Below are 14,343 nucleotides of genomic sequence, written 5' to 3'. Positions count from 1 at the left end.
GGTGCCTCCGCGGGCCAGGTGCGGTCGTCCCCGAAGGCCTTGCCCGGGGTGATGGCGCCGGCGCTGACCTGGGTGGCGCGGCCGTTCTGCCCGAGGCCGATCAGCTCCCGGTCGCTGCTGTTGAGCAGCAGCTTGGCCATGAAGTCGGTGATGGGGGCGACCCGGCCCTCCAGCACCACGTAATGCTGCTCCTCGGTGCCGTCGGTGGCCTGGAGGATCATGCCGACGCGGTTGGCTCCGTCCTCCAGACTGCCGGGGACGCCCGCGTCGTCGCCGATACCGCCGGGCAGTTCGGGGAAGGTGATCCGGTCGCCCTTGTGGAGGGTCGCAAGCCACTGCGGGGAGACCCGCTGCGGCTTGCGGTTCTGCCCGACCAGCTGGCGGAGCAGCGCCTCGTCGTCGTCGACCGGGTACGCCGTCCCGGCCGCGTCGACGATGTAACGGTCCTTGCCGGACTCGACGTACAGCAGCTGGCCGCCCGTCAGCTTCCGCTCGCCGTCGACCTTGCCCTTCTCCCGGTCGGCGAGGACGAACGCGGCCTTCTGGATGGCCCGGCCGCCCTGCCCGGGGCGTTCGCACACCGCCCAGCGCTTGGCGGAGCCGGCGTCCTTCGCCTTCGGCAGCCGGTCGGGCGCGTAGGGAATTCCGAGAGTCGCGCCGTGCGGGATCTTTCCGCTGTCGAGAACGGACTCGTCGACCTTGATGACCTTGCCTCTGTCGAGATTCAGCAGAAGTTTTGCGGAGGCCATGTTGAGAACGGGATGAAGCTGCTTCTTTCCGCCGGTCTCGACCACCACATATCGCGTTGTCGATTTACTGGCGATGATGACGTTCTCGCGGGGCTTGTCCCAGCCTTTGGGCGCCACCGGCTTGAACATTCCCCAGGCACCGAATCCGGCGAGAATCACCACACCGACGATGGCCCCGGGGACAACGGCACGCAGGGGCTTGGGCGCGCCCTCCTCGGAGCCTGTCGTATTGGGCTGGAGGAACTGCGCGATCAACCGTCGCTTCGCGAAGGTGTAGGCGTTGAGTTCGTCCCGACGTGATGCCATCTGTCCGCTTGTCCCTCTCCCCACGTGGCGGTCGGGCCCCGCTGCGCCGTCGTTCTCCGAATCGGCCCGCCGTCGTACGGCCCCTACTATGCCTGCTGGGGCTGCCGGCTTACCGGCCAGGTAGGGTGATCGCCCTGTCAACGTCCACCGGAATTTGGGAATTACGGACACGAGGGGGCATCGCGGCGATGGCTACGGCGACGCGCGCGCGAAATGGGCGGACGCCCGGACGACGCGCGGGGGGCGCACGCACCGACCGGGGGCGGACCGGTTCCGGTCCGCGGCCCGACCGGGGCCCGGGCCGCGGCGGTCCGCAGGCCCCGCCCGCGACCACGACCCTCCGGCCGCTCTCCCGGACGCGGCGGCTCGGCCCGCTGCAACTGCGTCAGCTCGCGCTGGTGGAAATCGCGCTGGTGATTGCCGCGCTCGGCGCCGTCGCCGGCGGACTCTGGCTGGTGCCGGCCGTGGCGGTCGCCGCGCTGCTGGTCCTCCTCGCCTTTCTGCGCCGCCGCGGCCAGGCCGTCCAGGACTGGCTGACCACCGCGCTGGCCCTGCGGGCCCGCCGCCGGGCCGCCGGGCCCGCCGCGGCCGACACCGACCCTTCGCTGGCCCCGGTCGTCGAGGGCGTACCGGGCCTGCGCCCGTATCCGTATGTCGACAAGAACCGCCGTACGGTCGGCATGCTGGGCGACGGCGGCTTTCTGACCGCGGTCGTCCGGGTGGAGGCGAGCGGTGCCGGACTGCGGCCCGCGTTCGGCGCCCGGGCACTGCCGCTGGCCCTGCTGGGCGGCGCGCTGGAGGTCGACGACATCGTCGTGGAGTCGGTCCAGCTCGTACAGCAGGTGCGGTCGGCACCGGCGCCGCATCTGCCGCAGCAGTCGGTGGCCCGGCTGTCGTACGCCCCGCTCCAGGAGCGGACCGGTGCCCCGGCGCTGCGGATGACCTGGGTGGCGGTGAAGCTGGACCCGGAGCGCTGCCGGGAGGCCGTCGAGGCCCGCGGCGGCGGGGTCGAGGGCGCCCAGCGCTGTCTGGTGCGGGTGGCGGACCATGTGGCCAGCCGGGTGACGGGGGCCGGGTTCTCGGCCGTCGTCCTCGACCAGCAGGAACTGAACTCCACGCTGGCGACGGCGGCCTGCGCCAGCCCCCGGCTCGCGGCCCGGGCCAGCAGGCCGGACGCGGTGCCCCAGCAGCGGACCGCGGAGACCGCCCGGGTGTGGCGCTGCGACGACCGCTGGCACACGACGTACGCGGTGGGCCGCTGGCCCGAACTCGGCCGCGGCGCGGCCCCGCTGCCGAAGCTGGTGGCGCTGCTGACGGCCGCGCCCGCATACGCCACGACCTTCAGCCTCACCCTGCGGCGGGGCACGCACCGGGGAGCGCTGTCGATGGCCGGTCATGTCCGGGTGACGGGCGGTTCGGACACCGAGCTGATCGGGGTACGGCGGACGCTGGAGCAGCACGCCCGTACCGGCCGGGTCTCCCTGGTCCGGCTGGACCGCGAGCAGTTGCCCGGCGCGCTGGCCACCCTGCCGCTCGGCGGTGCGCAGTGAGGGGCGTGGCGCGCGCCGCGCGCAGGCTGACCGGGCCCCGCCACCCGGGACACACCATGGCGGCCGCCGATCTGGGCGCGCTGTCGCTGCCGGTCGGCGACGACGGGGTGGTCATCGGCGACGACGCCGAGGGCCGTCCGCTGATGGTGGGCTTCCACCGTTCGACGCCGTACGACGTCCTGTTGATCGGCGGGCTGTGGACGGCCCAGGTGCTGGCGCTGCGGGCGGCGGGTACGGGGGCGCGGGTCGCCGTGGAGACCGGCCGGCCGCAGGCGTGGACGACGCTTGCCCAGGCCGCGGGCGCCGGTCTGGACTGCATCACCCTGCACGAGGTGGGCCGGGTGCCGCCGATGGGTGCCACGGTCGGCAGTCCCGTGGTGGTGATCCGGGACTGCGGTATGCGCCCGCCGCGCGGGCGGGTGGTCTCGGCGCCCTGGCAGTCGGTGCTGACGCTGCTGCCGTATCTGAGCCCGGTCGCGCCGCGGTTGCTGCGGGCGGCGACGCTGGTGGGCGTACAGCGGGTGTCGCCCCAGGAGGCCCGGCAGATCGGCCGGATCCTCGGACTGGCGGAGGCGGAGAGCGGTGCCCTGCCGACGCTGGCGGACGGGGTGACGCTCTGGTCCGCGGGCGGGGAACGGAACTGGGTGATGACGAGCGGCACGGACGCGGAGACCGGACTGCTGGGCACCGCCCGGCGCATGGACTGACGGCGGGCGGCGGCGTACGCCCCGGGGCGCGGGCGCCGGAGTTACCAGCAGGGGTGTACGGGCGCGGGTGCACGGGCGCCGGAGGTACGAGCACGGTGTACGGAGGCGGGTGTACGGGCGCGGGCGCCCACGGGACCGGTGCGCGGGTACGCCGGGCGGGGTTCGGGTGTACGGGCGCGGGGCATCCGGTCCTGTGTTCGTACCGCCCCGTACGGAGCCGTACGGGCGTTCGCCCGTACCGCCGCCCGCACGGAGTCCCTCCGGAGGTGGTGGGGATCTTCCGTGGAACCGGCCCCGGAACGGGGTGCCGTTGAGCCTAAAATCCCTTCAGCGACGCGGACCCGCGGACCTCGCGCGGTCCCGCCCGGGACGGTACGGACCGGGACTGACGAAGGGGAACGTGACGATGGGCACCGCACAGGAGAAGGACGAGCTGTACGCACTCGACATCTCGGGGGTCGAGTGGCGGAGCGCGCCCGGCACCAGCGAGGACGAGGAGCGGGTGGAGATCGCCCATCTCCCGGGCGGCGGGGTCGCGATGCGCTCCTCGCTGGACCCGGACACCGTGCTGCGCTACACGGCGGCCGAGTGGGAGGCCTTCGTCCTGGGCGCCCGGGACGGCGAGTTCGACATCACCTGAGCACCGGGCGGCGGGGCGCGGTGCCGAACGGGCGGCCGGGCCCGGCGCCGGTGAGCGCCCGCCGGGACCGGTGCGAGGCGGGTGCGCCGCCGTGAACCGGCCGCGGGCGGCGGTGCTCACCGGGTGTTCGCCCGCCGTTCACCGGAGCCCCGCAGGGGCGCCCCGGCCCGGCGGCGGCAGGCGAGTTGCACCGTTTCACCCGGTCTGTATTCGCACCGGGCGGGCCTTCCCCGGAAGCCGGGTTTCCCTTGCGGCACACCGGATACGGGGCGGCGGTCCGGCGGCGGCGCCGGGGCTGCCGGGCTGTCGCCCTTGGCGTTTAGGGTGGTGGGGGACAGTGGCGGAACGAACCCACGAGCACCACGCCACCTCGTCACGGAACCGGCCGGGCCGGCCGCTGGACGGCAGTCGCCCATCCGCACCGGGACTCGACGGTGCTCGACCACACCAGGAGGCACAGTGAACAGCGATCGGGACGGGATCCGCGGGGGCTGGGACCTTCCCGCCGACGAGTCCGACGCGGATCCCGCCGAGATGACGGGTGAGTTCACCATCGACTACACCCCGCCCGCCTGGTACACGCAGAACGCGTTCGAGGACACCCCGGGCGGTGCGCCCGCGCCGCCCCCGCCGGGCAGCGCGCCCCTGGCCGTGCCCGGACCGCCCCCGGAGGGCGGATTCGCCCCGCAGGGCGGCGAGCCGGGCCCCGGCGGTATGCCCGCGGTGCCCGGGGGCGGTCTGCCGCACGGCGGTGTTCCCGGTGCCGCGCCCGGTCCCGAAGCGCCCGGCCCGCAGGCCGCCTTCCCGCCGCCCCCGGCCGCCGCGCCGGTGGTGTCTCCGGCGGCCGGGCCGGTCGCCGGTCACGGCGGTGGGGCCCAGGCCGCGCCGGAGCCGTTCGGCGGCGGTGATGTGGAGAGCGGCGCCACGATGCGCTTCGCCCCCGGTGCGCTCCAGCGGGAGATCGCCGAGCGGGACGCGGCCCGGCGCGCGGCCGGGGAGACCGGAGCCGGAAGTGGCGGTGCCGTCCCCGCCGAAGCGTTTTCCGGGACCGTTCCCGGGGCCGTTCCAGGCGCCGGAGCCGATACCGCTCCCGGTGGATCCGGCGAGGTTACGGAGCCGGGCGCCGCGGCCGACCTGGCGGGGTCGCCCGGGGCCGGGGCCGGTGGAGACGGCGCGCCGGAGCCGGAAGCGGCCGACGGCGACGGGGCGGACAGCACCGGGGCGGAAGCCCCGGCTCCCGCGGCCGGCGAGTCGCACGAGCCGGAGCCCGGACACGGGCCGGTGGAGCCTGCCGAAGCCGGTGCGGCCGGCGCGCTGCCGGTGGAGCCCGCCCCGGCAGCCGTATCGCAGGACGCGGCGCCCGCGGCCCTCCCCATGCCTCGGGAAACGCCGCGGGACACGCCCCCCGCCGCGCCCGCGCCCTGGGCTGCCGGGCCCGCGCAGAGCGGCGCGCTGCCGCCGCTGCCGCCCGCCTTCCAGCCCGCCGCCGCCCCGGCCTCCGCGCCGCAGTGGCCGGTGTCCCCGCAGACGGCCGACCAGTCGGCGCCGCCGCCCGCCTCGGCTCAGGGGCACACCGGCGCGCAGCCCGTACCCCCGCAGCCGGAGTCCGGGCCGGGTTACGCCTACCCCCATCCGGCGCCGCCGCTTCCGCAGCCGCACGCACAGCAGCCCGGTTACGGTTTCCCGCCGCAGGCCCCCGCCGACCCTGCCGTACCCGCCGCGCCGCCGGTTCCCCTTCCGCAGCCGCCCGGTTACGGTTTTCCGCCGCAGCCGCAGGCCGCCGCGGAACCCGCCGTACCCCCGGCACAGCCGCCCGGCTACGGCTTCCCGCCCCAGGCCCCCGCCGACCCGGCCGTACCCGCCGCGCCGCACGCCCTTCCGGGTCCGCTGCCGCAGGTCCAGCAGCCCCCGGCCGCCGCCGCGCCGCTGCCGCCCGCCGTACCGCAGTCCGGCGGCACCCCGGCGGAACAGCCGCAGCAGCCGGGGTACGCGTACCCCCACCAGGATCCGGCCCAGCCGCCCGCCGATCCGCGGACCGGCGGCGGCTGGCCCACGCCCGTCGCCCACGACCAGCGCGAGCGCTCCGTTCCGGGCGCTCCCCTCGGTTACACCGCGGCCGTCGAGCTCTCCTCCGACCGGCTGCTCCGCAGCAACAAGCAGAAGGCCAGGTCGAGCCGGAACCCGTCCGCGTCCTCCCGGTTCAAGCTGGGCGGCCGCAAGGAGGAGGCCGAGCGGCAGCGCAAGCTGGACCTGATCCGTACGCCCGTCCTCTCCTGCTACCGGATCGCGGTCATCAGTCTCAAGGGCGGCGTCGGCAAGACGACCACCACCACCGCGCTCGGGTCCACCCTGGCCACCGAGCGGCAGGACAAGATCCTCGCCATCGACGCCAACCCGGACGCCGGAACCCTCGGCCGCCGGGTGCGGCGGGAGACCGGGGCCACCATCCGGGACCTGGTGCAGGCGATCCCGTACCTCAACTCGTACATGGACATCCGCCGCTTCACCTCCCAGGCGTCGTCCGGCCTGGAGATCATCGCCAACGATGTGGACCCGGCGGTCTCCACCACCTTCAACGACGAGGACTACCGGCGGGCGATCGAGGTGCTGGGCCGTCAGTACCCGATCATCCTCACCGACTCGGGCACCGGGCTGCTCTACAGCGCGATGCGCGGCGTGCTCGACCTGGCCGACCAGCTCATCATCATCTCCACCCCCTCCGTCGACGGGGCGAGCAGTGCGAGCACCACGCTCGACTGGCTCTCCGCGCACGGCTACGCGGAGCTGGTGCAGCGGTCCGTGACCGTCATCTCCGGAGTACGCGAGACCGGAAAGATGATCAAGGTGGAGGACATCGTCGCCCACTTCCAGACGCGCTGCCGCGGGGTGGTCGTGGTCCCCTTCGACGAGCATCTGGCGGCGGGGGCCGAGGTCGACCTGGACATGATGCGGCCCAAGACCCGCGAGGCGTACTTCAATCTCTCCGCGCTGATCGCCGAGGACTTCGCGCGGGCCCAGCAGTTGCAGGGGCTGTGGACGGCCGACGGCAATCCGCCGCCCACGATGGCACCGCCGATGCCCGGGTACCAGCAGCCCGGTATGCCGGGTCAGCCCGCCGCGGGGGGCTGGTCCGGTGCGGAGCAGCCGCCCGCCGCACCGCCGCAGCAGGGGCAGCCGCAGCCGGGCCAGGGGTACCACCCCGGGCAGGGATACCCCGGTCAGGCGTATCCCGGGCAGCCGCCCGCCGCACCGCCGCAGCAGGGACAGCCCTACCCCGGTCAGCCGCAGCAGGGCCTGCCCGGCCCCGGCGGGCAGGCACCCGGACCCGGGCAGCCCGCCGTCCCGCCGGTGCCCGGTCAGCAGTATCCGGGGCAGCCGGGCCCGTACGGCGCACCCGGGCAGCCGTATCCCCAGGCGCAGGGCGGACAGCCTTATCCGTACGGAGCGCCGCCGGCGGCCCCGCAGCCCTATCCGCCACAGGGTCCGCCCGCCGCTCCCCCGGCGCAGCAGGGCTGGCCCCAGCAGCCCCCGGGACAGCAGCCGCCCCCGCCGCCGGGCGTTCCGCTGCCCCCGCGGCAGCAGCCGGGCGACGAGACGCAGGAGCCGCCGGCGCCCCGGCCGTAGGGCGTCACCGAGCGGACCGGTCAGGGCCCGCAGCGCGTTGCCGCTGCGGGCCCTCGGCATGCGCCGGTGCGGCCCGGGCGGGGTACAGCCCGATATGCGGACCCGCCGGCGGGGTATGTACCAGCGCCGGTTCCGGCACCGGCCGCCCCACCGCCCATCCGCTCCGCGTGAGCGCCGACGCGAGGTCGCCGCCATGGTCACCACCGTCCCGCCGCAGGCCCAGGCACCGCCCTGCCCCGCGGCCGCCCCGCGCCGCCGGTCGCGCCTCGGCGCGCTCGGTGCCGCGGGCGCCCTGCTCGCGCTGCTCGCACCACCGGCCGCCGCGGCCGGGGACCGGAACGGGACGGGAGACGGAGGCCCGGCGGACAAGGCGCCGAAGAAGGTCCTGACGATCGCCGTATCGCAGAGCGTGGACTCCCTCAGCCCCTTCCTCGCCCAGCGCCTCGTCTCCACCAGCGTCCACCGGCTGGCCTACCAGTACCTGACGGATTACCACCCGAAGGACGGCCGGCCGGTGCCGGGGCTGGCGACCTCCTGGACCGCGTCCCCGTCCAAGCTGGTCTGGACGTACACCATCCGCCGCGATTCCCGCTGGTCGGACGGCCGGCCGGTCACCGCGGGCGACGCGGCCTGGACCTTCAACAAAATCATGACGGATGAGGGTGCGGCAACGGCGAGCGGCAGTTTTACCGCGAACTTCCGCCGGGTCACCGCCCCCGACCCGGAAACCCTGGTCGTCGAGCTGAAGAAACCGCAGGCCACGATGGTCTCGCTGGACATCCCGATCGTGCCCCGGCATATCTGGGAGAAGGTCCCGTCCATCCCGGCCTTCACCAACGACCGGAAGTTCCCGGTCGTCGGCAGCGGCCCGTTCGTCATCACCGACTTCAAGGTCGACCGCTATCTGCGGCTCCGGGCCAACCGGGGTTTCTGGCGCGGCGCCCCGCGCTTCGACGAGCTGCTGCTGAAGTACTACAAGGACGGCGACGCGGCCGTCGCCGCCCTGCGCAAGGGCGAGGTCTCGTTCGTCCAGGGGCTGACACCCGCCCAGGCCGCCGCGCTCGACGGCACCCGGAACATCCGCGTCAACGACGCCCCCGGCCGCCGCTTCCTCGCCCTGGCCACCAACCCCGGTGCCCGCTCCCGGGACGGCCGGACCTTCGGCAGCGGCCACCGCGCGCTGCTGGACCCGGCCGTCCGCCGGGCCCTCTTCCACGCCGTCGACCGTACGGTGCTGGTCGGCAAGGTGTTCCGGGGCCATGCCGTGGAGGGCGAGGGCTATGTCCCGCCGCGCTATGCCCCGTACCACTGGAAACCGGCCGCCGGACAGCGGATCGGCTACGACCCCGGGCGGGCCGCAGCCCTCCTGGACCGGGCCGGATACCGCAGGAACGGCGACGGGAAGCGGCTGGGCAAGGACGGCAGACCGCTCTCGTTCCGGATCCTGTGCCATGCCACCGACCCCCATGACCGGGCGATCGGGAAGTACCTCCAGGAGTGGTGGGCGGGGCTGGGCATCGGGCTGCGGGTGGACTGTCTCGACAATGTCTCCGACCCCTGGCTCAAGGGGGACTACGACCTCGCCTTCGACGGCTGGTCGGTGAACACGGACCCGGACTTCGCGCTCGCCATCCACACCTGTGCCGCGCTGCCCGCCACCCCGCGGGCCACCGGCTCGACGGACAATTTCATCTGCGACCGGGAGTACGACGCGCTGTACGCGGCGCAGTCCGCCGAGTACGACCCCGTAGCCCGGGCCGGGCTGGTGAAACGGCTCCAGTCCCGGCTGTACGACACCGGTTTCATGAATGTCGTCGCCTATCCGAACGCGGTCGAGGCCTACCGTACCGACCACATCCGGTCGATCACGACGATGCCCGAGGCCGCGGGCAATATCTGGGGCCAGGACGGCTACTGGAGCTGGTGGTCGGCGGAGCCCGGTGCCGGAGCCGGTGACGGCGGACCGGACAAGGACGCCGCCCGCGGACTGCTCCTCGGCCTGGGTGCCGCCCTGGTGCCCGCGGCATTCCTGGCGGCGCTCGTGGTGATACGGCGCCGCGCGACGGCCGAGGACCGGGAGTAGCCCATGACCTCACCCTCGACCTCACCACCCGGCGCCCCGGCCGCCCCGTCCGCGACGGCGACCGCCGGTGCCCTGGACACGGGCGCCCGGACTCGTGGGGCGCGCGGGGAGCGGCTGCGGATCCGGGCCCGGGCGTATCTGCCGTATCTCGCGGGGAAGCTGGGCGGGGCCGCGGTCTCGCTGCTCGCCGTCCTGGTGACCGGCTTCTTCCTGTTCCGGATCGTGCCGGGCGACCCGGTGAAGGCCATGACGCACGGCGCCCCGACCTCGGCGGAGCAGCTGGCCGCCCTGCGGCGGCAGTTCGGGCTGGACCAGCCGCTGTGGCGGCAGTTCACGGAGTACTGCACGAGCGCGCTGACCGGGGATCTCGGCACCTCGTACCAGTTCCGGGCGCCCGTCGGGGAGCTGATCGCCGCAAAGCTGCCCGCGACGCTGCTGCTCACCGGGGTCGCCGTGGTGCTGTACTCGGCCCTCGGGCTCTGGCTCGGCACCCGCTCGGCATGGCGGCACGGCGGCACCGCCGACCGGCTCGGCACCGGGCTGGCGCTGACGCTCTGGTCGGTGCCCTCGTTCTGGCTGGGGCTGCTGCTGGTCGTGGTCTTCTCGGTGGGCGCCGGGCCGGTGCCGGGTCTCTTCCCGACCGGCGGGATGGAGTCCGGCGGGACGGAGGGGATCGCGTACGTCCTCGACGTCGCCCACCACATGGTGCTGCCGGTGCTGACACTGGTCGCCGTCGGATACGCGCAGACGCTGCTGGTGATGCGCTCCTCGCTGCTGGACGAGATGGGCGGCGACTATCTGACGACGGCCCGGGCCAAGGGGCTGCGGGACGCGGTCGTACGGCGCCGGCACGCCGTACCGAACGCGCTGCTGCCGACGGTGACCATGATCTTCATCAATCTGGGCCATGTGGCGGCCGGGTCGATCCTGGTCGAGACGGTGTTCTCGTGGCCGGGGCTCGGCGGGCTGTTCTACCAGGCACTCAGCGTGCCGGACCTGCCGCTGGTGCAGGGGCTGTTCGTCGTCTTCGCGGGAGCGATGATCCTGATGAACCTGCTGGCCGACCTCCTCTACCCGTTCCTCGACCCCCGGGTGGCCCGATGAGCACCTCCCTGGCACGGGCGCGGCGGCGGGCGTCGGCGGGCCGCTTCTGGCGGGCCTACCGGTCCCGCCGGACCGGGCTCGCCGGGCTCGCCGCACTGGCCGTGATCGCCCTGGCGGCGCTGGCGGCACCGCTGCTCACCGACGATGTCCGCAGCGTCACCAGGGCGCCCGGCGGACCGCTGGAGCCGCCGAGCGCCGCGTTTCCCCTCGGCACCGACCAGTTCGGCCGGTCGCTGCTGGGGCTGCTGGTGTGGGGGGCACGGATCTCCCTGGTCGTCGGACTGCTGGCGGCCGCCCTGTCGGTGGCGATCGGCACCCTCGTCGGAGTCCTCGCCGGGCACTACGGCGGCAAACCGGCGGCGGTGCTGATGCGGATCACGGACTGGTTCCTGGTGATGCCGGCCCTGGTCCTGGCGATCGTGCTCGCGACGGTCATGTCGCGAAGCGTGTGGACGGTCGTGGTCGCCATCGGCGTGACCAGCTGGCCGACGACCGCCCGGCTGGTACGGGCGCAGACCATCGCCGTCGAATCCCGGCCGTACATCGAACGGGCCAGGGCGCTCGGCGGCGGCCACCGGCATGTGATGGGCCGCCATGTGCTGCCCAATGTGATGCCGCTGGTCCTGGCGCAGACCACGCTCGGAATCTCCACCGCCATCCTCACCGAGGCCACCCTCGCCTTTCTCGGCCTCGGCGATCCGACCGTGGTGTCGTGGGGCGGCATGCTCCAGGACGCCCGGGAGGCGGGCGCCGTCTCCGCCGGACACTGGTGGTACCTGGCCCCGCCCGGGCTGGCCATCGCGGCCGTCGCGCTCGCCTTCACCCTCTGCGGGCGGGCCGTCGAATCCGTACTCAACCCCAAGCTGGGGACCGCCTCATGACGGCGGCACCCCTGCTCCGGGTACGGAACCTGAGAGTGGTGTACGGCTCCGGGGAGACCGCGGTCCCGGCCGTCCGGGGCGTCGACCTCGACCTGGCGGCGGGCGAGAAGCTGGGTATCGCCGGGGAATCCGGGTGCGGGAAGTCGACGCTGGCCCTGGCGCTGCTGCGACTGCTGCCACCGGCGGCGACCGTGGCAGGCCGGGTCCTCCTCAACGGGGAGGACGTCCTCACCATGCGCTGGGGGCGGCTGCGGGCGGTGCGCTGGGCGGGCGCTTCGCTGGTCTTCCAGGGCGCGATGCACTCCCTGAACGCGGTCCACCGCATCGGCGACCAGATCGCCGAACCCCTGCTGCTGCACCGCCGGGCCACCCCGGCGGAAGCCCGGGAGCGGGTGGCCGACCTGCTGCGGCAGGTGGGGCTGCCGGCCGACCGAGCCCGGGCCTATCCCCACGAACTCTCCGGCGGGCAGCGCCAGCGGGTGATGATCGCCATGGCACTGGCCTGCGACCCCGAGCTGATCATCGCCGACGAGCCGACCACCGCGCTGGACGTGATGATCCAGGCGCAGATCCTGCGGCTGATCGGACAGCTCGTCGCCGAGCAGCGCATCGGGCTGGTGATGATCAGCCACGATCTCGCGGTACTCGCCGACACCTGCGACCGGCTGGCGGTGATGTACGCGGGCCGGATCGTCGAACACGGCCCGGCGCGGGCGGTCCACACCGCCGCCCGCCATCCCTACGGCCGGGCGCTGGCCGCGGCCTTCCCGCGCGTCGGGGACCCCGCGTCCCGCCGGGCGCCGCGCGGGCTGCCCGGAGACCCGCCGGACCCCGCGGCGCTCCCCCGCGGGTGCGCGTTCCTGCCGCGCTGCACGGTGCCGGTGGCGGCCTGCGCGGAAGAGGAGCCCGCCCTGGCCCCGGCGGGGGGTGACGGCCACGGGGCGGCGTGCGTTCACACGGGGGCGACCCTGGCGCCGGAGGGCCTGGCCCTGGTGCCCGGGGTGGTCCCGGCGCCGGCGCCGGAGGACCCGCACGGCCAGGGGGCGCCGGGCCCTGGGCCGGGCCTTGGGCCGGAGGGCCTGGTGCCGGACCCTGGGCCAGAGGGCCCGGCGACGGAGGAGCCGCGCGACCACGGGGCGGCCACCGCCCGACCACCGGGAGACCCGCTGTGAACCGTCCCCCTCTGCCCCTCCTGAGCGCCGACGACCTGCACGTCACCTTCCCCGGACGGCGCGGCGGGCCCGCGGCGCGCGCCGTCGACGGGGTCGACCTCACGGTCGGTGCGGGCGAAATCGTCGCCCTGGTCGGCGAGTCCGGCTGCGGAAAGACCACCCTGGCCCGGGCGCTGCTCGGGCTGGTGCGTCCGACCTCGGGCACGGTCTCCTTCGACGGCCGGCCCCTCGACTACACGCCCCGCGCCCTCAAGGCCTTCCGGCGCCGGGCCCAGTTGGTCCTCCAGGACCCCACCGGCTCCCTCAACCCCCGGCACACGGTGTACGAAGCGGTCGCGGAGGGCCTGCGCGTGCACCGGGAGCGCCACGGGCCTGCGGACGAACGGGCCGCCGTGGCCCGTGCGCTGTCCCTGGCGGGGCTGCGTCCGCCCGAGCGCTTCTTCCTGCGCTATCCGCACGAACTCTCCGGCGGGCAGCGCCAGCGGGTCGTCATCGCGGGAGCCCTCGTCCTCGAACCCGGGCTGATCGTCGCCGACGAGCCGGTGGCCTCCCTGGACGCCTCCGTACGCGGCGAGATCCTGGCCCTGCTGCTGAGGCTCCGCGCCGAACTCGGGCTCTCCGCACTGGTCGTCACGCACGACCTGGGGCTGGCGTGGAACATCGCCGACCGGGTGGCCGTGATGTACCTGGGCCGGGTCGTGGAGTCGGGCCCGGTCGAAACCGTCCTCACCACCCCGCGCCACCCCTATACGAAGGCCCTGCTCTCCGTGCTCCCGGATTCACCGGAGCCGCCGGTGGTCCTCGCCGGTGAACCGCCGGACCCTGCACGTATCCCGCCGGGCTGCCGCTTCCACGCGCGCTGCGAGGCGCTGGCCGCCGGGGCTGCGGGGGCGGCCGGGGTCGCGGAACGCTGCCGCAGCGAGCAGCCGGGGCGGGTACGGGGCGATGGGGTGGCGTGTCACCTCCCGTGACGGGGCGCCTCCCGCGGGGGCGCCTCCCGCTGGGGTTGCTTGCCCCCGGGGCCCGGGGGTGTGCCTTGCCCGCGGGGTGCGGGCTGCTCCTGCGCCTCAAACGCCGGCGGGGCTGAAAAGCTTGTGACCGTTGCTACGTGGGGTCGTGACCCACCTTGTCTGGGCTCGGGTGGGTCGTGGGCCTCCGGGCTCACCTCCTCGCCGACGGCGATGCACCGCCACTGAAGCGCGTCCCGTCTTGTCGCCATCGGCTGCGGGGGCGACCCTGCACCCCACTCCCACGTGATCCCGACTTGAACAGCACCGCAAAGCCCCTGATGGTGGCGCCGTCACCGGGGGGAGAGATGTCTTGCAGTCACCCGGGGCGGAGAGTGCGCCCCACTCGGGGTGCGGGCACGCCCTGGGGATGTGCGTCCACTGTTTGGCGCGGGACCCTGTCGGCATCTCCGGGCCCGGGGGCATCCATGCAACGGGTCCGTGGGGAGGGGGGTGCAGGGTCGCCCCCGCAGCCACGGGCGACCAGACCGACGCGCTTCAGGGCGGTGCATCGCACGTG

Annotated in this window: 10 protein-coding genes; 9 read left to right on the top strand and 1 reads right to left on the bottom strand. The window is 74.7% G+C overall.

Annotated elements, in window-relative coordinates; all coding sequences use genetic code 11:
• A partial coding sequence (eccB, locus tag ACWDR0_RS32600; RefSeq protein WP_456355434.1) for a type VII secretion protein EccB occupies window positions 1-1,055 on the bottom strand: 1,055 nt, incomplete at its 3' end.
• Between the two features lie 188 nt (window positions 1,056-1,243).
• Here eccB and eccE point away from each other — a divergent pair.
• The 9 genes from eccE (at window position 1,244) to ACWDR0_RS32555 (ending at window position 13,787) form a co-directional block, all read left to right on the top strand.
• Entirely contained in the window at window positions 1,244-2,605 is a 1,362-nt protein-coding gene (gene eccE, locus ACWDR0_RS32595) for a type VII secretion protein EccE (RefSeq protein WP_456355433.1), read from the top strand.
• A 56-nt stretch (window positions 2,606-2,661) separates the two neighbouring features.
• Window positions 2,662-3,312 carry a hypothetical protein gene (locus ACWDR0_RS32590; protein ID WP_456355435.1) on the top strand — a complete coding sequence of 217 codons (651 nt, stop codon included), beginning with the start codon at window positions 2,662-2,664 and terminating at the stop codon, window positions 3,310-3,312.
• A gap of 406 nt (window positions 3,313-3,718) precedes the next feature.
• Window positions 3,719-3,952: a DUF397 domain-containing protein gene (locus ACWDR0_RS32585; RefSeq protein WP_456355432.1), complete on the top strand. Its 234-nt coding sequence runs from the start codon at window positions 3,719-3,721 to the stop codon at window positions 3,950-3,952.
• A gap of 459 nt (window positions 3,953-4,411) precedes the next feature.
• Window positions 4,412-7,576, top strand: coding sequence for an SCO5717 family growth-regulating ATPase (locus ACWDR0_RS32580; protein WP_456355431.1), 3,165 nt, complete (start codon window positions 4,412-4,414; stop codon window positions 7,574-7,576).
• A gap of 193 nt (window positions 7,577-7,769) precedes the next feature.
• Window positions 7,770-9,659, top strand: a complete 1,890-nt coding sequence (locus tag ACWDR0_RS32575) for an ABC transporter substrate-binding protein (protein WP_456355430.1) — start codon at window positions 7,770-7,772, stop codon at window positions 9,657-9,659.
• A 3-nt stretch (window positions 9,660-9,662) separates the two neighbouring features.
• Window positions 9,663-10,763 carry an ABC transporter permease gene (locus ACWDR0_RS32570; RefSeq protein WP_456355429.1) on the top strand — a complete coding sequence of 367 codons (1,101 nt, stop codon included), beginning with the start codon at window positions 9,663-9,665 and terminating at the stop codon, window positions 10,761-10,763.
• Window positions 10,760-11,644, top strand: coding sequence for an ABC transporter permease (locus ACWDR0_RS32565; protein WP_456355428.1), 885 nt, complete (start codon window positions 10,760-10,762; stop codon window positions 11,642-11,644). Before ACWDR0_RS32570 ends, ACWDR0_RS32565 begins: the two co-directional genes overlap by 4 nt.
• Window positions 11,641-12,816 carry an ABC transporter ATP-binding protein gene (locus ACWDR0_RS32560; RefSeq protein WP_456355427.1) on the top strand — a complete coding sequence of 392 codons (1,176 nt, stop codon included), beginning with the start codon at window positions 11,641-11,643 and terminating at the stop codon, window positions 12,814-12,816. The genes ACWDR0_RS32565 and ACWDR0_RS32560 overlap by 4 nt, the downstream gene beginning before the upstream one ends.
• The gene (locus ACWDR0_RS32555; RefSeq protein WP_456355426.1) at window positions 12,813-13,787 is read left to right on the top strand and encodes an ABC transporter ATP-binding protein; all 975 of its coding nucleotides are present in this window, start codon (window positions 12,813-12,815) and stop codon (window positions 13,785-13,787) included. Before ACWDR0_RS32560 ends, ACWDR0_RS32555 begins: the two co-directional genes overlap by 4 nt.
• Window positions 13,788-14,343: the final 556 nt, after the last annotated feature.

This window comes from Streptomyces sp. NPDC003691 (assembly GCF_053981115.1).
This window is presented reverse-complemented; position numbering and strand designations above follow the sequence as displayed.